Source organism: Pseudomonas sp. AN3A02 (assembly GCF_011765255.1).
Lineage (GTDB): Bacteria > Pseudomonadota > Gammaproteobacteria > Pseudomonadales > Pseudomonadaceae > Aquipseudomonas.
Window position 1 is genome coordinate 133730 of the sequence record NZ_JAARNI010000006.1, and the last position, 21703, is coordinate 155432.

Consider the following 21703-nt stretch of genomic DNA (forward strand, 5'->3'; position numbering starts at 1 on the left):
TTCGCGAGCAAGCCCGCTCCCACATTTTTAATTGTATTTCAGATCAGATGACGAAGCGCGCCACCATCCCGTTCAGATCCACTGCCAAGCGCGACAGTTCGTGACTGGCGGCTGAGGTCTGGTTGGCACCCGCTGCCGACTGAGTCGCCAGGTCACGGATATTCACCAGGTTGCGGTCCACTTCACGGGACACCTGAGCCTGTTCTTCCGACGCACTGGCGATCACCAGGTTGCGCTCGTTGATCAGGCTGATGGACTGGGTAATCTGCTCCAACGCCACGCCGGCAGCCCGTGCCATTTCCAGGGTGCTTTGGGTGCGTTGGTTGCTCTGCTGCATCGAGTTCACTGCCTCGCCCGTACCGCTCTGAATGCCTGCGACCATTTTTTCGATTTCCTGGGTCGACTGCGCCGTGCGATGGGCCAGGGCCCGCACTTCATCCGCCACCACCGCAAACCCGCGCCCGGCTTCACCGGCACGTGCCGCTTCAATCGCTGCGTTGAGGGCCAGCAGGTTGGTCTGCTCGGCAATCGCGCGAATCACGTCCAGTACCTTGCCAATATCACGGCCCTGAGCCGCCAGGCCTTCGATCAATACCGAGGTGTTTTGTACATCCTGAGTCATGGTCTGAATCGCACCGACGGTTTCCACCACCCGGTCACGCCCTTCTCGCGCAGCCTGGTTGGACTGGCTGGAAGCTTCCGAGGTGGACACCGCATTGCGCGCCACTTCTTCCACCGCTGCGGTCATTTCGTTGACCGCTGTGGCGGCCTGGTCTATTTCGTTGTTCTGCTGTTGCAAGCCTTTGGAGGCCTCTTCAGTCACCGCGCTGAGCTCTTCAGCGGCAGAGGCCAACTGCGTGGCTGAGCCGGCGATGTGCTGGATGGTCTGACGCAGGTTGGCTTGCATTGCAGCCAATGCGCCGAGCAGGCGAGCGGGTTCGTCCTTGCCGTCATCTTCAATCACTTTGCTCAAGTTACCGCCAGCGATCACTTCAGCCACCTCCAGCGCTTTGCGCAGTGGGGTGACGATGCTGCGGGTCAACAGCCATGCCAGCAACACCGTCATCAAGGCCGCAATCACCGAAACGGCGATGATGCCCGTGATGGCGTCCCGGTAACTCTGCCCGGCGTCATTGCCTGCCTGGGTCGCGTCAGCCGCGTTGATGGCGATCAGTTTATTCAACTGTTCGCCCATCTGGTCGGTGCCATCCTTAATGCGGCTGTTGATCAGGGCGCGCATCTCTTCCACTTTGTTCTGCTGCGAAAGGCTCACCATCTCGGCCTGAGCCTTGAGGTAATTGTCGAGCGTGAGGGCAAACGTCTTGTACAGCGCCGCCTCTTCATCCCCCGCCGGCATGGTGGCATAAGCCGCCTGGGCGGTCTTGACCTTGCCTTCCAGCACGCCCATGCGGGTCTGGGCTTCCTGCAAGGCCGCCGGTTCACGGTTGACCAATACGCGAAACGACAGAATCCGCAGGCGCAGGACGTTTTCGGTCATGGTGGCCAGATATCCGACGCTGGGCAGTTGGTTGGCGCCCATGTCGACCGATGCCTGACGAATCAGGGTCATGCGGTTCACCGCAAACACCCCAAGAATAACGACAAGCAACGCGATGAAGGCGAAACCGAGAAAAGCTCGAGGTGCGATATTCAGGTTACGAAGGGACATAGGGGGCGCTCTTAGAAGTAGTGGCTGCGAGCATCCCTGCCGCGACACGGTCAGTGGGCGTCAACGCGCCGCTCTGACCGGCTGGCACCACTGTTGTAATTGGTATGTGGGCCTATAAACGGTATCGGCCGGCTTGAGGAATTAATGGGGGATGTTCCGAAATATTTTTTCACACTTCTGACAACTGGCAGTTTCTGGCATCCTGCGCCTCCTTTTTCCTGCCCGGGCCCGTATTTTGTCTGACACTCAAACCCCTCGCCCCCGTTATAAATCCGACCTGATCTACGGCCTCGACGACCGTCCGCACTTCAGCGCGGCGATATTTGCCGCCCTGCAGCACGTGCTGGCCAGCTTTGTCGGGATCATCACTCCAACGCTGATCGTCGGCGGCGTGCTGGGCCTGGAAAGCGAAGTGCCGTATCTGGTGAGCATGGCGCTGTTTGTGTCGGGGCTCGGCACCTTCGTGCAGGCCCGCAAGTTCGGCCCGGTGGGCTCGGGCCTGCTGTGCCTGCAAGGCACCAGCTTTTCGTTTATCAGCGTAATCCTGAGCGCCGGCTTCATGGTCAAGGCCCGGGGCGGCGGTACCGAAGAGATCCTGTCGACGATCTTCGGCATCTGCTTCTTCGCGGCATTTATCGAAGTGGTGCTCAGCCAGTTCATCGGCAAGCTGCGCAAACTGATCACCCCGGTGGTCACCGGCACCATCATTACCTTGATGGGCTTATCGCTGATCAAGGTGGCCGTCACCGACATGGCCGGCGGCTATGGCGCCAGCGACCTGGGCGCCGCCGGCAACATGGGCCTGGCAGCCCTCGTGCTGCTGACCATCGTGGTGCTCAACCGTTTCAACAACCCGTTCCTGCGCCTGGGTTCGATCGTGATTGGCCTGACCCTGGGTTTTGTCGTGGCCTGGTGGATGGGCCGCGTCGACTTGGCCGCCCTGCCCCAACTGCCGCTGATCAGCGTGCCGGTGCCGTTCAAATACGGTTTCTCGTTCGACTGGGTGGCGTTTATCCCGGTGGCAGTGATCTTTCTGATTTCGCCCCTGGAAGCCGCCGGCGACCTGACGGCCAACTCGATGATTTCCCAACAGCCGGTCAAGGGCCCGCTGTACATCAAGCGCATCAAGTCCGGCCTGCTGGCCGACGGCCTCAACTCGGTGATGGCGGCCACTTTCAACAGCCTGCCGATGGTGACCTTCGCCCAGAACAACGGCGTGATCCAGTTGACCGGCGTGGCCAGCCGTTATGTGGCGTACTTCATTGCCGGGCTGCTGGTGCTGTTGGGCCTGTTCCCGATGATCGGCGCGGTGCTGCAACTGATGCCCAAACCGGTGCTGGGCGGCGCTACCCTGATCATGTTCGGCACCGTGGCGGTGGCCGGGATCAAGATCCTCGCCGAAGCCGGCCTGCACCGGCGCAATGTGCTGATCGTGGCCATTTCCTTAGGCATGGGCTTGGGCGTGGCGGCAGTCCCGGAAGTACTGCGCGAACTGCCCAAGGCGCTGCACAACATCTTCGAGTCGCCGATCACCGTCGGTGCGTTCTGCGCTATCGTGCTGAACATCTTCCTGCCTGAGGAGTTCATAGAACTGGAAGAAGATGAATTTGATCCGGAAGCCTCCACCCTCAAGGTGATGCAAGACCCGGACGTCACGAAATAGGAGAACCCCTTTATGCGCAAGCTCATGGTCCTGTCACTGCTGCTACTCACCCTGAGCGCCTGCGCGTTGTTCCCCAACCGCGACCCGGTGAACATCAACGTGGTGGGCATCGAGCCGCTGCAAAGCCAGGACCTGGAAGTGCGTTTCGCGGTGAAGCTGCGGGTGCAGAACCCAAATGAAACCGCGATCGACTATAACGGCGTGGCCCTGGACCTTGAGGTCAATGGCCGGCCGCTGGCTTCCGGGGTGAGTGATCTGAGTGGTTCCATCCCGCGCTTTTCGGAGACGGTGCTGACGGTGCCGGTGAGCGTTTCGGCGTTTTCCGTGTTGCGCCAGACCCTTGGCTTGAGCCAGACCCAGAGTTTGAATAACCTGCCTTACGTGTTGCGCGGGAAGCTGGCGGGTGGCCTGTTCGGCACCATGCGCTTTGTGGATCGCGGGACACTGGACTTTCCCAACACTGCCACTTGGTAACGACATGGATGCGCAACCTACGCTGTATACCGAACGCCTGATCCTAAGGCCGCTGACGCTGGAGGATGCCGAGGGCGTCCAGCAGCAGTTTGCGCACTGGGAAGTGGTGCGTTATCTCAATGCCCAGGTGCCTTGGCCCTACCCGGCGGACGGTGCGCGCAGTTATCTGGAGCACGTGGCATTGCCGGCGATGGCGCGTGGGGAGGAATGGCATTGGTCGATCCGCCTCAGAAGCGCGCCAGAGGTGTTGATTGGCAATGTCAGTCTGATGGATGAGGTGGACAACAATCGGGGCTTTTGGCTGGGGCCGCAGTGGCAGGGTCAGGGGTTGATGGCCGAGGCCAGTGCGGCGGTGACCGAGTATTGGTTTGAGGTGCTGGAGCGGCCTTTGATGCGGGTGCCCAAGGCGGCGCCGAACGTGGCCTCGCGCAGGATCTCCGAGCGTACGGGGATGCGGTTGGTCAGGACGGATGAGGGGCAGTTTGTCGCTGGGAATTTGCCTAAGGATATTTGGGAGATTACCCGGGAGGAATGGCTGGGGGTTCGGCGGGGCTGAGGTGGGTTTTGAGTGTATATCCGTTGCTGCGGTCAGGGCCGCTATGGGTTCCGCTCTTACAGCGGCTCACTTTTGAAAAGCGCAAAAGTAAGCAAAACGCTCTTGCCCCACCACTCGGCTCCTCGCCTAGGCTCGGAGTGCCCTCACTCCGGCTTTGGAGCGTGGGCCGCCGCGATGGGCCATCCTTGGCCCAGCGCGGCTAACCCGGCGTCCTGCCGGGTTACCCACGCTCCAAAGCCTGCGTTCGGCCAGCGTGGTTTAACGGGGCGCCTAAGATCAAGATCACAAGCAGATCAAGGGCACAGCGGCCTACAGGCCGGCTTGAGTGTGGTGAAGCAACAGCAACAGCTAAAGCGGGCACGGTCCAAATGTGGGAGCGGGCTTGCTCGCGAAGGTCGTTAACGATGACGCGGGCATCCTGATTCAACGCGGCGTTCTCAGGTTTTTCGCGAGCAAGCCCGCTCCCACAGAAAAGCAGCTCTGCTTTCGCTCTGGATCTTGCCTCTGCTTTTAACACTCAAGCCGGCCGGGAGGCCGCTGTGCTCTTGCTTTTGATCTGCTTTTGATTTTGATCTGACTGCCCCATTCAGCCCGAGGCCGAACGCAGGTATTGCGGAGCGGGTAAACCGGCAGGACGCCGGTTTAGCCGCGCCGGGCCATGGATGGCCCGTCGCGGCGGCCCGCGGAGCAATGCCGGAGTGAGGGCACACCGAGCCTAGGCGAGGTGCCGACAGGCGGGGCAGAGCGTTTTGGTTACTTTTGCGCTTTTCAAAAGTGACCCGCTGTAAGAGCGGAACCATAGGTAGCCGTTACCGAAAAAACGGATATGTACTCAGTCACCAATAAACCGCACCCCCCCCCGAACCCGCTCATCCACCGTCAACTCAAAAATATCCGGCCGGGCATAGTGCCCAACCACATCATAGTCATACCGCGCCCGCACCAGATCATCCGTATCAATCCGCGCCACCAGCAACCCCGCCCCACCGAGCAACGGCCCGGCGAGAATGTCCCCCATGGGCCCGACAATCACACTGCCCCCCGCGATCAAAGGCCGATCCACCGGCCAGTTCGCAATCTCCACGCCCAACGCCTGGGGCGATGCCTGCACCTGACACGCACTCACCGCAAAACACCGCCCCTCATGAGCAATATGCCGCATGCTCACCTGCCACATTTCCCGCTCATCCACCGTCGGCGCACACCACACCTCCACGCCCTTGGCGTACATCGCCGTGCGCAACAACGGCATCATGTTCTCCCAGCACACCGCGCCGCCGATGCGTCCTACCGCCGTGTCGATCACCGGCAACGTCGAGCCGTCGCCCTTGCCCCAGATCAGCCGCTCAGTGCCGGTAGGCATCAATTTGCGATGCTTGGCCACCAACCCGCCCACCGGCTCGAAATACAGCACCGTGCAATACAGCGTGCTGCCACTGCGTTCAATCACGCCCAACACCAGGCTGGCCCCGGTGCGCGCCGAGAGCCCGGCCAGCGCTTCGGTCTCCACACCTGGCACATCAATCGCATTGGCAAAATATCGGGCAAACGCTTCACGGCCTTCAGGCAGGCGATAACCCAACTGTGTACCAAAACCTTCACCCTTGGGATAACCCCCGAGCAAGGCTTCGGGCATCACCACCAGTTGCGCACCGCTGCGCAGGATTTCGTCCTCGTAAGACAGGATCTGTTCCAGGGTCTCAGCCTTGCCGCCGGGCAAGGAACCGATTTGCAGGGCAGCCACGGTAGAAATGGGCATCACGATCACTCCGAATCAATGGGGGTTGCCCATTCTCCGGCCAGCAGCAATCATGAATAAAGCCCACTTCGCTGCTAACTGATATGAGCCAGATAAATATCATCACCCATCAAGTCAAATCTTTCAGGGATCCGATCAGGGTTTCGATAAACAGCTCCAGGGCCACCGGTAAAGCGCGCTTGGGCATGGTCAGGACTTGAATCGACCGGTCCGAAAATTGCGGGTTCGACAGCGCTACGGACGTCAGCTCGTCGCTTCCATTCGCCCGATGACTGATCGCCCCACCAAACGCAATGGTGTCCGTGTTGCGAACGAACTCATGGATGGCGCCCGAATAATTGCAGGTCATCACGTGATTAAACGACAACCCTTCCATCTGGCAAACCAGGTCGAACAACTGCCGCTGGGTAGAGCCTTTTGGCGTCAGCGCCAACGGGTAAGGTGACAGCGACCGAAGAGGCACCTGCTTGAGCGTCGCCAATGGATGCCCCACCCGCATCACCGCGCGGATCGGCGAGCGGCTGGAATGCCGGACTTCGACACCGTCGATAGGCTCGGTACTGAATACCAACCCCACATCGGCTTCGCCGCGCCTCACTTTATCCGCGCAGTCGTGAGGCGACATCACTTCCAGCACATACTGGAAAGCGGGATTTTGCTGGTAATGCCGGATCAGCACCTGAGGCAGGAAGTAGCGGGACAATCCTTCGGTGGACACCAGCCGTACTACTTTCGCCCCGGGATAATCCCCCGCCCGTAGCTCCGACAGCAGGCTTTGCTCCTCCAGCGAGGCACGTCGTGCGTGGTCGGCCAAGGCGTTGCCGGCAGCGGTTGGCTGCATGCCTCTTGGCCGGCGCTCAAACAGTGGCACCCCGATGGTTTCTTCCAACAGGGATATCTGGCGGCTCACAGCGCTGGACGCAATGTGCAAGCGTTCGCCGGCAGCGGCCAGCGAGCCTGTATCGAACACGGCCAGGAAATAACGATAATCCACAGTTTGACTCCCTCACCGAAGCATCTATTTATTAGAAGGCAAACGTCAAAAAACAGCAATATACAGACCGATACGTGACTTCTATATTGGATTGAATCTCAGCCCACACCGGAACGGTCATGTCCAAGCAACAAGCGCTCGCGAATGTTCGTCAGTACCTGGCCGACGGCCATTTTGAAGCCGATTTACGTCGCCGGATCGCCATTCGCAGCGAAAGCCAGAACCCCGGCCAAGCGCACGAACTGACGCGGTATCTGCAACAGGAAATACAACCCGCGCTGATCGCAATGGGCTTCGTATGCCAGTGGCTCGACAACCCCTCGGGCGCAGGGCCGATGCTGTTCGCAGCACGCCACGAAGGGGCTGATTTGCCGACGGTATTGACGTATGGACATGGCGACGTAGTGCTCGGGTATGACGAGCAATGGCGCGCGGGGCTCAGCCCTTGGGCGTTGACCGTAGAAGGTGATCGTTGGTATGGCCGCGGCACCGCGGACAACAAGGGCCAGCACAGCATCAACCTGACGGCCCTCGAACACGTCATCAAGCAACGCGAGGGGCGCTTGGGCTTCAACGTTAAAGTGCTGTTCGAAACCGGCGAAGAATGCGGTTCTCCCGGGCTGCGGGAGGTTTGCACAACGCACCAGGCGCTGTTGCAGGCCGATGTATTCATCGCCTCGGACGGGCCGCGCTTGAACGACAGCCGCCCGACGATATTCCTGGGTTCCAGAGGTTCTGCGCTGTTTTCCCTTGAAGTCAATGCGCGCGACAAGGGCCTTCACTCCGGCAACTGGGGCGGCGTGATGTCCAACCCCGCCGTGGTATTGGCCAATGCCCTGGCCAGCCTGGTGGACAAGAACGGTCGTATTCGCTGCCGAACGCTGGTGCCTGGCGCCATACCCGACTCAGTCCGCGAAGCCATCCGCGACCTGGGTATCGATCAGAATTCCCTGGGCCGTCCTTTGGACGTGCACTGGGGCGAGCCCGACTTGACGCTGGGTGAGCGACTCTTCGGCTGGAATACCGTGGAGATCCTGGCGTTTACCGCAGGCAATCCAGCCAAACCGGTCAACGCCATTCCACCCCGCGCCATTGCGCATTGCCAATTACGCTTTGTGGTGGGCACAGACTGGCAAAACCTGCAAACGCTGCTGCGCCAACACTTGGACGCCGAGGGTTTTCAACAGGTCGATATCGTGATTGACCGTTGCACACCTGCCAGCCGACTGGACCCTGACAACCCGTGGGTGCGCTTCGCCAAGCAGTCGATTGCCGACGTCACCCACCGGCCTATCGCCGTGTTACCGAACCTTGCGGGTACCCTGCCCAACGATATTTTCGCTGACATCTTGGGTTTGCCTACCTTGTGGATACCCCACTCCTACCCCGGCTGTTCACAACATGCTCCGGATGAGCATCTGCTGGGCTCGGTAGTCCTCGAAGGGCTGCACATCATGACCTCGCTTTTCTGGGACCTGGGTCACCTCGCCCCCTTCAACCCACAATAAAAAATCGGGGTCCGCCCGACCCTTTTTATCTGCCGCTCACCCCCTTATAAAATCAGGAGCGTCAAGAATGACAGCGTTATCGTCCCCTACCGTTTCACCCTCGGTCGCAAAGGCCACGCCCCTTTGGAAACCCGTCGGCGCGGCCTTGATCGGGAATACCCTTGAATGGTTTGACCTGTCGGTGTACGCCTATTTTGCGCTGACCATCAGCAAGGTATTCTTCCCGGCCGCCGACCCGGCCGTCTCGCTGTTTCTTGCCTTCGCGACCTTCGGCCTTTCATTTCTTATTCGGCCATTGGGTGCCGCCGTGCTGGGTTCCTATGCCGACCGGGAGGGTCGCAAGAAAGCGTTGACACTGTCCATCATGCTGATGCTGATAGGGACTGCGATGATCGCGGTGATGCCCAGCTATGCAGCCATCGGGATAATTGCGCCGATAGGCATTTTGTTGGCCCGCCTGCTCCAAGGCTTCTCGGCAGGCGGTGAATTCGGCAGTTCCACCGCCTTCATGATGGAACATGCACCGCAAAAGACCCGCAATTTTGTCGCGAGCCTGCAGTTTGCAAGCCAGGGCTTTGGCGTGGTCATCGCCTCATTGTTCGGCTACTTTTTGACCACCCACCTGAATGATCAACAAATGTTCGACTGGGGTTGGCGCGTGCCATTTTTCTTCGGCCTGATCCTCGCCCCGGTGGGCCTGTACATCCGTCGCACGGTAGATGAGTCGCCCGACTTCAAGGAAAGCCAACCCGGCGCCCGGCCGTTGCGGGAGGTGCTGCTCTCGCAGAAGACCTTGTTGCTTGTAGCGATGGGCGTGCTGATCGTGTCGACAGCGTCCAACTTCATGATCAAGTACATGCCGTCCTATGCCGCCACCACCTTGAACATTCCCCAGTCCACAGGCTTTTTAGCCACGCTGTCGGGCGGGCTCATACTGACCCTGGTGACGCCGGTGGTAGGGTTCATCACCGGTTATGTCAGCCGGATCAAAATCATGCTCTGGGCTTCGGTCATCTACATCCTCGCGATCTTTCCGGCGTTTGTTTGGCTCAACAGAGTGCCGAGCGCAACCTCGTTGTTGTTGGTGGTGTCGATGATGGCGTTGATCAAGGCCGTCTATTTCGCACCGCTGGCATCACTGATGGCCGATGTGTTTCCTGTGCGCACCCGAGTCACTGGCATGTCACTCAGCTACAACCTGGCCGTGACGATATTCGGTGGCTTTGCACCGGTGATTGCGACCGGGCTGATCGCGCTGACCGGCTCGCAGTTGGCGCCGAGCTTTTACCTGATAGCGGCGGCAGCCCTCAGCATTGGCGCGCTCGTGGTAGCTAAGAGAACGTTGCGGTTGGTGTAGCACCTGTCGAGGCGTTATATATTCAGGGCACACCCGGGCCACATGATATGAACCCAATGAATATCGCCGACGTTGATCTCAACCTGCTGAAAACCTTCGAGGCGCTGCACGATGAATCCAGCGCCAGCCGGGCCGCCCTGCGCCTTGGCGTCACACAGTCGGCGATCAGTGCCGCATTGCGCCGCCTGCGGGATGTGTATGGCGATCAGTTGTTCGTGCGCACCGGTCGAGGCCTGGCGCCGACCTTGCGCGCCAACCAGTTGAAACCGGTGATCAGCGAAGCCCTGGATCGTTGCCGCCAAAGCCTGGCCATGGTCGACCCACAGGGCAGCCAGTATCAGGGCCGTTCGGTGGTGCTGGGGCTGTCGGATGATTTCGAAATCGCCTACGGCCGCCGGCTGATTGAAGAGATTGCCCGGCGTGCGCCGAAGCTGCGGCTGATTTTCCGCCAGACCCACAGCCAGATCGTTGCCGGCGCCCTGCTCGATCGCAGTCTGGACCTGGCGATCACTGCCGGCGGCTTTGCCGAGCGCCGGTTGAGCCGGCAGGTGTTGGGGGAAGGCCATTATGCGTGCCTGGTGGACGCCGCCAGCCTGGCGCCGGAGCAACAGGCCATCGACCTCGACGAATTCGTCAGGCGTGAACATCTGTTGGTGTCATCCGGCGGGTTTATCGGGATTACCGACGAGGGTCTGGCCGCGCAGGGGCTGAGCCGGCACGTAAGCGCCTCAACCACGCACTTCGCCGCGCTGCCGTTCCTGCTCAAGGGCAGCCAGGCGGTGGCAACGATTCCCGGACACGCAGCCCAGGCCATCGCGCAGATGACCGGGCTGAAGGTACTGCCCTGCCCGCTGGCATTGCCGCGTTACCCGGTGGAACTGGGCTGGCGCACCCAGGCACAACGGGATCCGTTGCTGCTCAAAGTGCGCGAAGCGATCGAGGCTTGTTTTACTTCGCCGCCATCAGGCGATTGACTTCACTGCGCACCATGTTGGAAAACTCCGGCGGTGACATGCCGTCCAGTTCCGCACGTACCCATTCGGCCCATTTGCCCTTGCGCTTGGCGCGCTCGCCAAACAGGCGGGCGGCCTCGCCCTTGGCTTTGCCCAGGTTGCTTTGCCACAGGTCGTAGAGACGGGACTTTTCATCTTCCAGCGCGGCGCGCTCGGCAAGGGGCTTGTTGGCCAGATTGAAGCTCATGTTGAATTACCTGCTGCACAAATAGGTGACATCTTACACTGTAGGTCGAAATTTCCTGGCCTGGATTTCACCTAAGCTGACCGTAGGAAAAAAACCTGCAACTTTTGCCAGCTTCAAACACTCCATTCTTCATCAAGCGCATTCATTGCCACATTCACCCGCAAGGAGTTAACCCAATGGCCCGCAAATCTGCCGCCCAAGCCGTCGAAGAACAAATCAAGGATCAAGCCTTCAGTGAACTGACCGCGCTGATCGAAGAATCAGACAAGCTGCTCAAAAGCAGCGCGTCACTGGTGGGGGAAGAAGGTGAAACCCTGCGTGAGCAGGTCGCTATCAAGCTCAAGCAAGCCCTGGATTCGGTGTCCAACGTGCGCGAGCGCAGCAAGCCGGTGGTGGATGCCACTGAAACCTACATCGGTGGCCATCCATGGCAGACCGTGGCGATTTCCGCCGGGTTTGGCCTGGTGGTCGGCCTGTTGCTGGGCCGTCGCAACTGATCTGATGTAACGGCTGCGCCCTCCCCGGGCGCAGCTCGCTTCACGCCTGCGCCAACACCCGCAACCGGCTCAATTCTGCCGCTTCGATCTCAATCCCGCCTGCCAGCGACTTCGCTCGTGTGCGATGACGCCGGTCCCCCGGCAAACGCCGCAACCCTGCCGCATGCATCTGTCGCACCAGTTCCTGGCTGCGCTCGGCGAAGCTCTGCCCGGCGGTCTTGCTTGGGTCGATCACGATCAGCAGTTGGCCGGTCCACGGCGTGCGGGCGCCGGGGTGATCGGACCAGTTGAACTCAAACGAGAAATTGCCACCGGTAAGGGCCGCGGCCAGCAATTCGACCATCATCGACAGGGCTGAACCCTTGTGCCCGCCAAACGGCAGCAGCGCGCCGCCTTCAAGGATCGCCTTGGGGTCCTGGGTCGGCTGGCCGAGGCTGTCCACGCCCATTCCGGGTGGCAGGCGCTCGCCCTTGCGCGCGGCAATCTGTACGTCGCCGTGGGCGATGGCGCTGGTGGCCAGGTCAAACACGATTGGCAGGCCATCGGCGCGGGGCGCGGCGAAGGCAATGGGGTTGGTGCCGAACAGCGGGCGGTCGGCGCCGTGGGGCACCACACAGGTCATGCTATTGACCACGCTCAAGGCCACCAGGCCTTCTTCGGCGAACGGCTCGACGTCCGGCCAAAGCGCCGCGAAGTGATGGGAGTTATGGATCGCCAGCAAGGCAATCCCGGCACTGCGGGCCTTCTCCACCAACAACGGGCGAGCGGCTTGCAGCGCGGGCTGGGCGAAGCCATTACCGGCATCCACCCGCACAAACCCGCTGGCCACGTCCTCGACCACCGGCACGGCCTTGCCGTTGACCCAGCCACTGGCCAGCGTCGAGACGTAACCGGGAATACGGAATACACCGTGGCTGTGGGCGCCGTCGCGCTCGGCGCTGGCGCAGTTCTCGGCCAGCACTTGGGCCACTTCGGCCGAGGTGCCATGGCGCACGAATACCTGGCGCAGCAGGTCGGTCAATTGCGCAAAACTGAGTCGCTCTGATGAAGACTCGACATCCAAAGGCGATGCAGACATCTGAAGCTCCCGTTTAATTATTGGAATGGGCAACAGCGTACAAGAATCGGTCCGTCGATTAGACAGGGTTTGCCCCATGGCTGTCGACAGGGAGCGCCAGACATATCTAGCCCCCGGGGTTGTCGAGACTGGATAGCGTCCAGTGTCGTACTTCCCCAAGGACCGCAGTGATGAGCCAGACTCCCTATTTTTTCCCCGAAGCCATGCGCGTGGGCTGGAGGGCGCTGGACCGTGAGCGCCAGATGAACATCGACAGCAAGGACATCGAGTTTCTCGGCAAGGTGTTTTTTGCCAGCGATGCTGGCCGTCGCCAACAGTCGCCGCCGATGATTGCACAGCGCATCTGGCTGAATAAAAGTGCCGCCGACGCAGTCGAACTGGCGGGCAGTTTCATGATGAGTTCAACCAGCGCCTACCCCCATGCCTGGCTCTACACCCCGTACGGCGGCCTGGAGAAATTCGACAGCCCGGCCCTCGTACTCACAGCACTGAAAGAGCGTTTGAAAAAGCCGGCTGACGCCACGCAACTCCTGTGCTTCCTGCCCTTGCTGCAGCAGGCCTCGCAGGTACTCGACGATAGCCTGGAGCTGACGCCGGAGTTCATGGTCGATGACGTGTTTGGTGAGCAGGAAAAAACCCTGAGGCACTATCAGGCTAAAAATCGCCAGGCATTGCTGGCTGAGTTGAAACAGCTCCCGGCATTGGGTTCCCTGCTTTCAAAGCTGCTCGAAAGCATCTGCCGCCCGCTGTTTCCAGGGCTCGACGCCGGCGAAGCCCATGTCAGCTTTTTTGCCAGGCAACCTGCCGGTGATGCGCTGCCTCGTTGGCTCGACTCGTTGCAAATCAATGACGCGGTGCTGTTGTTCTATCGTGAGCAGGCCTGGCCTGCGGGGCAAACCCGGGAGTTCTTCCATCCCAAGCAACCCACCGACGCCAAGGACCCTGAACGCAAGGCCCGCGATACGCAGCGCTGGGAGCGCGCGATCAAGCAAGCAGCCGGCCAACTGATCCCGTTCCTGCACAGTGCACTGGAGACATTCTGGAACACCGAGATTTCGCCGGGTGTTTCTCGCCGGGCCTGGTTCGCCCAGGCTATGGCCGCCAATGCGCGCCTGGATTTGCTGCTCAAGCGCCAGCAATCCATCATCAGCCCCGAGCAAGGCCAGGCATTGGCTGTGCTTTACGAGTCCGATGGTAAAGAGGCTCTGCGTAACAGCCACGTACTGCGCTTTGAGAAAGTACTGGTCTGGGAACATTCGACCAACGTCGTCGAGCTGGCCAGCACCTTGATGATCGGCAATTCGCAGACCTTTCTCTATACCCCGGACAAGGGCTTGCAAGTCCTCGGGAGCTATGACGACCTGATGGAAGCCCTAAGGGCGATGGTCAAGGCGCCAGGGTATGAAGACGACCTGTACAACCTGATGTCACTTGAGGAGCGGGCGTTGTTTATCGGTTTCAAGGTGCCGCAGTTTTCCGGCAAACCCATCGCCGGCAATCTGTTTGAGCATCTATTCGAAGCCATCATTGGCAAGCAACAACAGAACCTTCGCTACGCCCTCGATCTGTACCGACGCACCCGCGCGGGCATAGAACCCTCGGCCCTGGTCGACCACGCGCTGGATGTGCGCTACATGGTCGACAGCCACCTGCCGGGCCTGGATACAGCGGGACGCTGGACGCCGCACTCGGTACTGGCCGACCCGACCCGCCCGGTGTCACTGGCCGCCGAACGGGCCTCTCTGCTGCAAAAGCAGTTGCTCGGTATCCGGGACACGCTGGCCGCCCAGATACGGGCGCAACCCACCTTGGAAAACACCGTCAATCAGGCACTCATCTCAGAGTTCAGCCGCAGGGGTTTGTCGGGCCGGGATCCTGGGAGGATCTACGTCAATCGATACTCCGGCACCGCAATCGCCAAACCAGCCACTGCGCCCCTGGAAAGCCAAAGCCTGCGCAGTTACTTTCTTGCGCGCCTGATCCACGGGCGCGAGCCGATTCCGCAAACCCCGGGCTATGGTCTTTACGACGGCGCAGGCAGTGGTGTTGCAAAAAAACTGACCGTCCTGGACATACCGCAAGCAAACGCGATTCTTGAAGCCGCGCTGATCAAGTTTCATAACTACAACATCACCGATATTCCTCGCGAACACCTGGAGCAGCTCAAGGAGCCGATGGCCCATGCCATGGCCGTGGCGATCCGGAGCGAAGCCGGGCTCAGGCGCCTCAACAACAGCCTGGACGCCCGTGATGAGGCGATCGTGCAAACGGTGTTCGATCTTCAACACCCCGATCGCCGCCAGCGCCAGGGATTGGGTGGATTCATCCCGGATGCCTATGCGTTGACCGTCGAACCCCAGGGCCTGACGCACAGGGTGCCCCTCGCCCACTGCCTGATGCTGACCGAACGCGGCGGGCTGGACCCGTCGCACTCCGGCCGGGCAGTGTTATGGACGCCGGCGCGTGGCTTGGAGAGTTTCGCCAATGTCAGCCAATTGCAGACGGAACTGAAACGTCGGCTGGCCGCCCCGGCCCTGCGCATGCAGCTACTGGCCAATCTCGATCCGCGCTATCTCAAGCCGCACCAGCCCTGCCCTCTCGGCCATTTCATGCAGATCAACGGTGCGGTCGCGCAACACCGCCAGCAGTCCTGGATTGATCATTACAAGGCACAACGGGCCCACTGCCTGACGCTGAAGCTGTCAGGCGATGCGTTGCTGGAACGCCTCAAAGAACTGGAAAAGGCGCTGCCGGCCAACGACCTGGACCACGCCTCGCAAATCGCCCAGACCCTCATGGCGCAACAATCACTGCCGGCCTGGCTGGGGATGGCAGCGGTCAGCCAACAGCGGCGCCATGTGGAAATACTTGAGCAATACCGCCATAACCTGGACGGCAACAAGGACTACCTTGACGGTTTCGTCCCGCTATCACAGTACCTCAGCGGCAAACTTGAGGAGCTGTTGGAAGACTATGACGTGCTCCCGCAAGACGTCTACATCCTGCCCAAACTGGTGTTGGCCGGCCAGCGGCAAAATCTGGTGGACTACGCACTCAATCACATCAGCCAGCAAGCCGCTGAGTTCGATGTGGAGTCCACGGCCACTGGCCTGACGCCCACTATTGTCCGCCAGATACTCGCGCGCCTGCCCCTTGAGCAGGACAACAAGGCCTACCTGGCCGAAAAACTCACGCCGGGCAAGCCGGGAGCCGAAGCACGCGAGCAACGTTTTATACGGCAATTGCCCTGGCAATTGCTGCAAAACGCCCACGCACTGAAACTGCAGGAACTGTTATCACCCACGGGCTTGAGCCTGATCGAACAAGTCCTCGACATGCCGGATGCTGTCGCCCGGGCAGCGGTCAAGGATGCGACCTCGACTCTCCGTCCCCTGGAGTTGATCGCCACCGCGGGCGCCCGCACCATCAAGGCCCTTGGGGTGTACGTGTTCAACACTATCGAAAAGGCGCCGCTGGTGATGTACGCGCCCTACGGTCCGCAGCAGGCGTTCCAGGAGTTCGAAAATGAGGCGGATTTGATACGCAAGCTCAACCTGCCTGGCCCGTTGCAGGACTGGGTGGTCGGCCGCCTGCCAGCGGCTGAGCAAGCCACGTATAAAAACCTCTGGACCAGCACGTTTGGGAAAACCTCCGAAATCACGCTGGCGTCCAATCCGATCAAGGGCCACGCGCTCAAGCAGTTGTACCGCGACAACATTGAATTGATTTCGAGCCTGTTTGAACAGCAAACCCAGGCCAATGGCCGATCAGCCTGGGACACCCTCAAGGCGTTGTTTACCCATGGCCTGCAACAGGCGCAAGCGTTGTTGCCGGGCAAACTGATGGTGCCGCTGGTGATCTGGCAAAGCTACAAACTGTTCAAGACCTCTGCCGAAGACTTGCAGCAACACCGCTGGCGCGATGCGCTGGAGACGTTTATTGGCGGTGTGGCGCAAATGGCTTCAATACGCGAGTTGATGGATGAGCCTGCGACAGCAAGTGCCGCGGCACAACCCGTGCCCACACAAACAGCCAGCGCCTGGCAAGACATCGATGTCACCGCCCAGGCCCGCACCCGGCTGCAAGCGTACGAAGCCTGCGACACCAGCCTGGAGAGCCTGAAGGTCGGCAACTCCGGCGTCTACACCACTACCGACAATCGGCACTATCTTCCGTGTGCCGGCAAGGTCTACCGAGCCAAACAGGCTGAGGGGCATTGGCGACTTTTCAGTGCACGGTCCAAGGGGCCTTTTGTGCGCCTCGATAGCGAGCGCAAATGGATCCTGGACCCTAGTGCATCGGTACGCCGCCACGGCCCGGGTTGGAGCGCCATGATGGAACGCCGGGGGGTGAGGTCAGAGGTGGATCGGGTGATGAACGTCGAAGCCCGAGGCCTGGCCGAGATTCGACGTGTTGCGCCCCACAGGGCCCAGGCGATCGTCGAGGCACTGGACCTGGCAACCTTTTACCTGCACAACTGCCAGCAGAACCTGAAACTGCTCGATCACAAATACCCACCCGTGACCCGAATCCACCGCTTCATCAATCGCTTCTTTGGTATCCCGATAAACCCCGACACCGGCCCGCCGACCTTTCCGGAAGCTCTTTCGCAAAAGCTCATGGACACCGTCACCGCAATCCTCGATGAGGTGCTGGAGCCGTCACTCTACTCACTCAACTCCCGGCGCTTCGTCTCCGGTGTTCACCTTGCCGAACCCGAACGGCACTGGGCGTTTACCATCGACGACGATCCGGATCGGCGCATCTACCTCACCGAAAACTTCTTTACCGCGCCTACGGGCGAGTTCGAAGGGCATTTGATCAGTTACTTCGATAGACAATCCCATGCGCGCGCCACCACGTTGATTCATGAACTGACCCATATCGTCAGCCGTACTGCCGACGTGGCCTACCTCAATTCGGTATCACCGTTTGCCGACCTGATCGAAGTAGAAACCCCAGCCGGTCGCGATCTTCAAAAACGACTGCGAGACCTGCAGGAAAATGGCTACTCGGTGAGCACGCCCATGGGGCAATTATTCAAGTCGACGAGCCCGTTTGGCGCCGCAGGCACTGATATCGGAACTGAGCCGGAAGATGCCTACATCAAGCAGCAGATTCTCACCACGACAGGCGGCGTGGACTTGAGCAATGCACGGGAAATTTTCAAAACCAACCTGACTCAACGCTTCAACACACAAATGGATAACGCAGACTCATTGACCTTGCTGATCACAACGCTAGGGCGCCAACTGGACGCCGTGCCCTCGATTGCCGAAGGGACGCCGTAAAGAACGGGTGCAGGCTACACGCCTGCACCCAGCCAGCTCATTCAGTCTTTCTGGTCACGCAACACGTTGCCCGAGGCACCGTCGATGCGGAACTCATAGACGATGCCATCGGACTTGCGCCCCTCACCTTCCCAATAGCCATCGTTATCGGCTTCGATCTTATAGATCTCGACGTAACCGGCCTTGGTCTTGGCGGTTTCGATGGCTTTTTCAATGGTGATCCAGCCTGCGCCCGGCTTGTCCGCCAGGGCGGCTCCGGCACTGAGCAGGGCCGAGGTTGCAACGATGGCGGCTAAGGTTTTCTTAAGCATTTTCGTACTCCATACAGGGATTGAATGTTAGCTGTCCTGATTTTTAGGGCCTTGCAGACGAGAATTAGTTCCAATTGATGTGCATTCGCCATGATGGCTGTTCTCGCCGTCCTGCTGTGGAGGTTAGAATGTGGGAAATCAGGATGAGTTAATGACAGATAAGTCCCTTTCAGAAGCCGAATATGACGCCATCACCGATGCCGCTGCGCACTGGTGCATGCGTCTGCACGCCGGCGATTGCACGACGGCCGAGCGTCAGGCGTTCGAGCAGTGGCACAATGCACATCCACTGCATGCCTTCGAATACGCGGCGATGCTGGAAATCTGGGACGTTGCCGATCACCTGCCCCGCAGCGAACCGGCCCCTGCCGTGGTGCGACTCCAGCCTCGCAAGCGTTTTAGCAACTACGCGGTAGCGGCGGCGGTATGCCTGGTGGCCTTGCCAATGGCGGCCTTTACCGGCTGGGAAGCGGGCTGGCTGCCCAGCTCGTACAAGCATTACGAAGCCGAAAACAGCCTGCGTCAGGTCACCCTCGATGATGGCAGCCAGGTGGAACTGAACCTGGGCACCGAGCTGGTCTACAGCCATTACAAAGACCAGCGCCGGGTCACCCTGAAAAAAGGCGAGGCGTTTTTCAACGTTAGCCATGACCCGCAACACCCCTTCATTGTCCACGCCGGCGACGGTCAGGTTCGGGTGACCGGCACTCAGTTCAACGTCTGGAAATACGAAGACCATGTGCGGGTGATGCTGCTGCAAGGCTCGGTACTGGTGAGCAGCGACGACCTCCACAGCGGCCTGCGCCTGTCACCCGGGATGCAGGCCAGCTACAACCGTGGCGACGCCAGCCCCCTGGCCCAGCCAATTGCCCCGGGCGACACGGCCCTGGCCTGGCGCGACGGCAAGCTGATCCTCGACAACCTGGCCCTGGCCGACGCGTTGCCGTTGATCAACCGCTACCTGAGCAAACCGGTGATGCTGGCCGACGCCGGTACCGGCGCGATCCGCATTGGTGGTATCTACAACATCAACGAGGTGTCCAACCTCGTCCCCTCCCTGCCCAAGGTCCTGCCGGTCTACCTGACCCAGAACCAGGACGGCAACCCCGTACTCAATTCGATTCCGCGTAAAACACCCAAGGGCTGATGCTGGGGACAGGGCGCATGCCCTGCTCCACGGACGTTCTCTGCCTGGAACTGTCCACTTTTGAAACACTTGCACCGGCTAAGCTGACAGCCGGCTGCGGGTTGCCAGGTTTATGGCGGCCGGTGTTTCATTCCTGAGACAGCTGCCGAGTGAGTTGAACTCAGGCCTGTTGTCTCACCGTTGAAACACATTCCACCTGCCTTTCTTTTTCATCCTTCCCAACTCTTTGAATTTATTAATAAATTCAAAAGCGGCACAGCTCCTGCTCTCTTCCTGACAACGCTGTTTAGGGTCAGCGTAAAGAATAAGGAATGCTGCCGTGAAAACACTCAATCCAGGCTCACTGAGCCTACTGCTGATCAGCTGTGTATTCAGCACCAGCATGAGTCTTTCGGCCCTCGCGGGTGACGGCACCATCGTGGTTGGTCGCACCGTACAAGGCCACATGGCTGGCCGCTCCTCCTTTGCCCCGGATCGCAACCCCAGCACTGTCAATGCAAACCCCTCCAAACAAGTTTTGAGCGCCACGACTGGCGAACTCAGCGACCTCGACATCGCCGGGGTCAGCAGCGGCTCCAGTATCACCCGCGCCATGATGCCCGGCGGCAACCTTCCTGGCCTGAGTAACAGCCTGGGCGCAAGCACCTCAACCCTGGGAGCTGGCGCATCCGCCGGCCATGGCGGTGGTGGCAGCAGCATGGCCGGGCAGATCAATGGTTCGATCCAGCGGGGCATGGCGCCGCTGAACAACATCGGCAGCATGATGGGGGGCCAGTAATGAATCGCTCCTGGCTGATCATCGCCGCACTGGGTTGCACATCGGCCATGGCCGACAACAACGCAACGATCGATAACAGCGGCCAGCAATACAGCGGCGTCGCCTCGGTCAACCAGTCTGCCGGTAATCAGCAACAGCAGATCAACAGTCGCGCCATCGTCGTCGGCGGACAAGCCCACGATTCACTCGTGCAGAAACTCGATGGCAAAGTCGATGCTTCCCTGAACGCCAACGCGGCGATCCAGGGTTCCTCTTTCAGCAATGGCAACGGTGTGCTGGGCGTCAACCAGTCGGCCGGGGCCAATACACAGATGATCAATGCCGTGCGGATCAGCATCAATCCGGGTCCGCAAAGCATCGATGACAGCGTTTTGTCGCAGCAGAACACGACGCTGTTAACAGACTCAGGGCTCACCCCCACCACTGGCAGCCGCCAGGTCGTTACCAGCGACCAGGCCTTCACCGGCAGCCGAGGAGTGGTACAGGTGAACCAGAGTGCGGGGGTGGGGAACCGAGTGGCTAACACCCTGGCTATCACTATCAAGTAACAGCTTGATCAGTGTTTGTTAGTTAGACCGTACCAACACTTAACCAACTAATTAGAAGCAAGGAGATACACCATGAAACCTACAATGGCTCTTAAACCACTGGTTTTCGCTCTGACTGCGCTCATGGCTGTTGCTGCACAAGCAGGTGGTAGCGGCGGCGGCTGGCACCCAACCCCAGTGGCGACCGGCACCGTGGCTGCCGTCGTGACGGATACCCAAGTCAGCAAAGACAACAAATTCGACGACACTAAAACCACTAACAACGCCTCAGCCACTGGCTCGCTTAACGGCCACTCCGGCAACCTGGGCGCCAACGCCGCTTCGGGCTCGGGCAACCAGCAGGACAATGCTGCTGCAATCACCAGCAGTGCCGATGATGCTGCTTCGGTGTTTGCCGTCGCCGACATCTATCAAGAAAGCCAAAACAACAAGTTCGACAACAAAGGCACGCAAAACAACGCGTCTCTGAACAACTCGGCCAACAACAGCTCGGGTAACACCGGCGTCAACGTTGCAGCCGGTCAAGGCAACCAACAGAAAAACAACCTGGCTATCGTGACTGCCGACGGCAACAACGTAGCCGCTGCTTCCAACACCGAGCAACAATCGTTGGACAACCACTTCCTCAACGCAGCCGCGTCTACCCATGGCTATGGTGGCCAGTCTACCTATGTCAGCAACAACGCCAGCCTGAACAACTCTGGCAACAACGGCTCCGGCAACATCGGGCTCAACGTGTCCGCAGGTTCCGGCAACCAACAAAGCAACACCCTCACACTGGGCAGCGGTTGCACCCAATGTGCAGCGGGCAGCGGCGTTCGCTTCTGATGCAACGGGGCCTTGGCGACAAGGCCCTTTTCTATTTCCAGTGTC

18 protein-coding genes are annotated in these 21703 nt (G+C 60.0%); 12 read left to right on the top strand and 6 right to left on the bottom strand.

What is annotated here, in order from left to right:
- Nucleotides 1-43: 43 nt before the first annotated feature.
- Complete coding sequence (locus tag HBJ59_RS22065; protein ID WP_167664762.1) at nucleotides 44-1669, bottom strand: methyl-accepting chemotaxis protein; 1626 nt, start codon at nucleotides 1667-1669, stop codon at nucleotides 44-46.
- Nucleotides 1670-1904: 235 nt separating this feature from the next.
- Here HBJ59_RS22065 and HBJ59_RS22070 point away from each other — a divergent pair, with 235 nt between their 5' ends.
- From HBJ59_RS22070 to HBJ59_RS22080, 3 genes are read left to right on the top strand one after another with little or no spacing between them, the layout of a single operon-like run.
- Nucleotides 1905-3332, top strand: coding sequence for a nucleobase:cation symporter-2 family protein (locus HBJ59_RS22070; protein ID WP_167664763.1), 1428 nt, complete (start codon nucleotides 1905-1907; stop codon nucleotides 3330-3332).
- 12 nt (nucleotides 3333-3344) lie between these two features.
- Nucleotides 3345-3806 carry an LEA type 2 family protein gene (locus tag HBJ59_RS22075; protein WP_076016521.1) on the top strand — a complete coding sequence of 154 codons (462 nt, stop codon included), beginning with the start codon at nucleotides 3345-3347 and terminating at the stop codon, nucleotides 3804-3806.
- A 4-nt stretch (nucleotides 3807-3810) separates the two neighbouring features.
- Entirely contained in the window at nucleotides 3811-4362 is a 552-nt protein-coding gene (locus HBJ59_RS22080; RefSeq protein ID WP_167664764.1) for a GNAT family N-acetyltransferase, read from the top strand.
- Between the two features lie 832 nt (nucleotides 4363-5194).
- Here the strand turns inward: HBJ59_RS22080 and HBJ59_RS22085 are convergent.
- Both HBJ59_RS22085 and HBJ59_RS22090 read right to left on the bottom strand, forming a co-directional pair.
- A complete protein-coding gene (locus HBJ59_RS22085) occupies nucleotides 5195-6121 on the bottom strand; it encodes a carbon-nitrogen hydrolase family protein (protein WP_167664765.1) in 927 nt (308 codons plus the stop codon).
- A 109-nt stretch (nucleotides 6122-6230) separates the two neighbouring features.
- Complete coding sequence (locus tag HBJ59_RS22090) at nucleotides 6231-7115, bottom strand: LysR family transcriptional regulator (protein ID WP_076014827.1); 885 nt, start codon at nucleotides 7113-7115, stop codon at nucleotides 6231-6233.
- A gap of 119 nt (nucleotides 7116-7234) precedes the next feature.
- On the opposite strand from HBJ59_RS22090, the gene HBJ59_RS22095 reads away from it, so the two are divergent.
- The 3 genes from HBJ59_RS22095 (at nucleotide 7235) to HBJ59_RS22105 (ending at nucleotide 10954) form a co-directional block, all read left to right on the top strand.
- On the top strand, nucleotides 7235-8623 hold the full coding sequence (locus HBJ59_RS22095; RefSeq protein ID WP_167664766.1) for a M20 family metallopeptidase: 1389 nt from the start codon (nucleotides 7235-7237) through the stop codon (nucleotides 8621-8623).
- 67 nt (nucleotides 8624-8690) lie between these two features.
- Nucleotides 8691-9980 carry an MFS transporter gene (locus HBJ59_RS22100; protein WP_167664767.1) on the top strand — a complete coding sequence of 430 codons (1290 nt, stop codon included), beginning with the start codon at nucleotides 8691-8693 and terminating at the stop codon, nucleotides 9978-9980.
- Nucleotides 9981-10036: 56 nt separating this feature from the next.
- Nucleotides 10037-10954, top strand: coding sequence for a LysR family transcriptional regulator (locus HBJ59_RS22105; protein WP_167664768.1), 918 nt, complete (start codon nucleotides 10037-10039; stop codon nucleotides 10952-10954).
- Here the strand turns inward: HBJ59_RS22105 and HBJ59_RS22110 are convergent.
- Nucleotides 10929-11180 carry a hypothetical protein gene (locus HBJ59_RS22110; RefSeq protein ID WP_003217960.1) on the bottom strand — a complete coding sequence of 84 codons (252 nt, stop codon included), beginning with the start codon at nucleotides 11178-11180 and terminating at the stop codon, nucleotides 10929-10931. The genes HBJ59_RS22105 and HBJ59_RS22110 overlap by 26 nt on opposite strands.
- A 176-nt stretch (nucleotides 11181-11356) precedes the next feature.
- Here HBJ59_RS22110 and HBJ59_RS22115 point away from each other — a divergent pair, with 176 nt between their 5' ends.
- Nucleotides 11357-11677 carry a YqjD family protein gene (locus HBJ59_RS22115; RefSeq protein ID WP_010172915.1) on the top strand — a complete coding sequence of 107 codons (321 nt, stop codon included), beginning with the start codon at nucleotides 11357-11359 and terminating at the stop codon, nucleotides 11675-11677.
- A gap of 40 nt (nucleotides 11678-11717) precedes the next feature.
- On the opposite strand, the gene HBJ59_RS22120 is transcribed toward HBJ59_RS22115, so the two are convergent.
- A complete protein-coding gene (locus tag HBJ59_RS22120) occupies nucleotides 11718-12755 on the bottom strand; it encodes an Ldh family oxidoreductase (RefSeq protein WP_076014831.1) in 1038 nt (345 codons plus the stop codon).
- A gap of 170 nt (nucleotides 12756-12925) precedes the next feature.
- Here HBJ59_RS22120 and HBJ59_RS22125 point away from each other — a divergent pair, with 170 nt between their 5' ends.
- Nucleotides 12926-18046, top strand: coding sequence for a dermonecrotic toxin domain-containing protein (locus HBJ59_RS22125; RefSeq protein WP_167664769.1), 5121 nt, complete (start codon nucleotides 12926-12928; stop codon nucleotides 18044-18046).
- Between the two features lie 41 nt (nucleotides 18047-18087).
- On the opposite strand, the gene HBJ59_RS22130 is transcribed toward HBJ59_RS22125, so the two are convergent.
- The gene (locus HBJ59_RS22130; RefSeq protein ID WP_076014833.1) at nucleotides 18088-18357 is read right to left on the bottom strand and encodes a PepSY domain-containing protein; all 270 of its coding nucleotides are present in this window, start codon (nucleotides 18355-18357) and stop codon (nucleotides 18088-18090) included.
- A 151-nt stretch (nucleotides 18358-18508) separates the two neighbouring features.
- Here HBJ59_RS22130 and HBJ59_RS22135 point away from each other — a divergent pair, with 151 nt between their 5' ends.
- The 4 genes from HBJ59_RS22135 (at nucleotide 18509) to HBJ59_RS22150 (ending at nucleotide 21658) form a co-directional block, all read left to right on the top strand.
- Entirely contained in the window at nucleotides 18509-19504 is a 996-nt protein-coding gene (locus tag HBJ59_RS22135; RefSeq protein ID WP_167664770.1) for a FecR family protein, read from the top strand.
- Nucleotides 19505-19823: 319 nt separating this feature from the next.
- Nucleotides 19824-20282, top strand: a complete 459-nt coding sequence (locus HBJ59_RS22140; RefSeq protein WP_076014835.1) for a hypothetical protein — start codon at nucleotides 19824-19826, stop codon at nucleotides 20280-20282.
- Nucleotides 20282-20830 carry an adhesin gene (locus HBJ59_RS22145; RefSeq protein WP_076014836.1) on the top strand — a complete coding sequence of 183 codons (549 nt, stop codon included), beginning with the start codon at nucleotides 20282-20284 and terminating at the stop codon, nucleotides 20828-20830. The genes HBJ59_RS22140 and HBJ59_RS22145 overlap by 1 nt, the downstream gene beginning before the upstream one ends.
- A gap of 72 nt (nucleotides 20831-20902) precedes the next feature.
- A complete protein-coding gene (locus HBJ59_RS22150; RefSeq protein ID WP_076014837.1) occupies nucleotides 20903-21658 on the top strand; it encodes a hypothetical protein in 756 nt (251 codons plus the stop codon).
- Nucleotides 21659-21703: the final 45 nt, after the last annotated feature.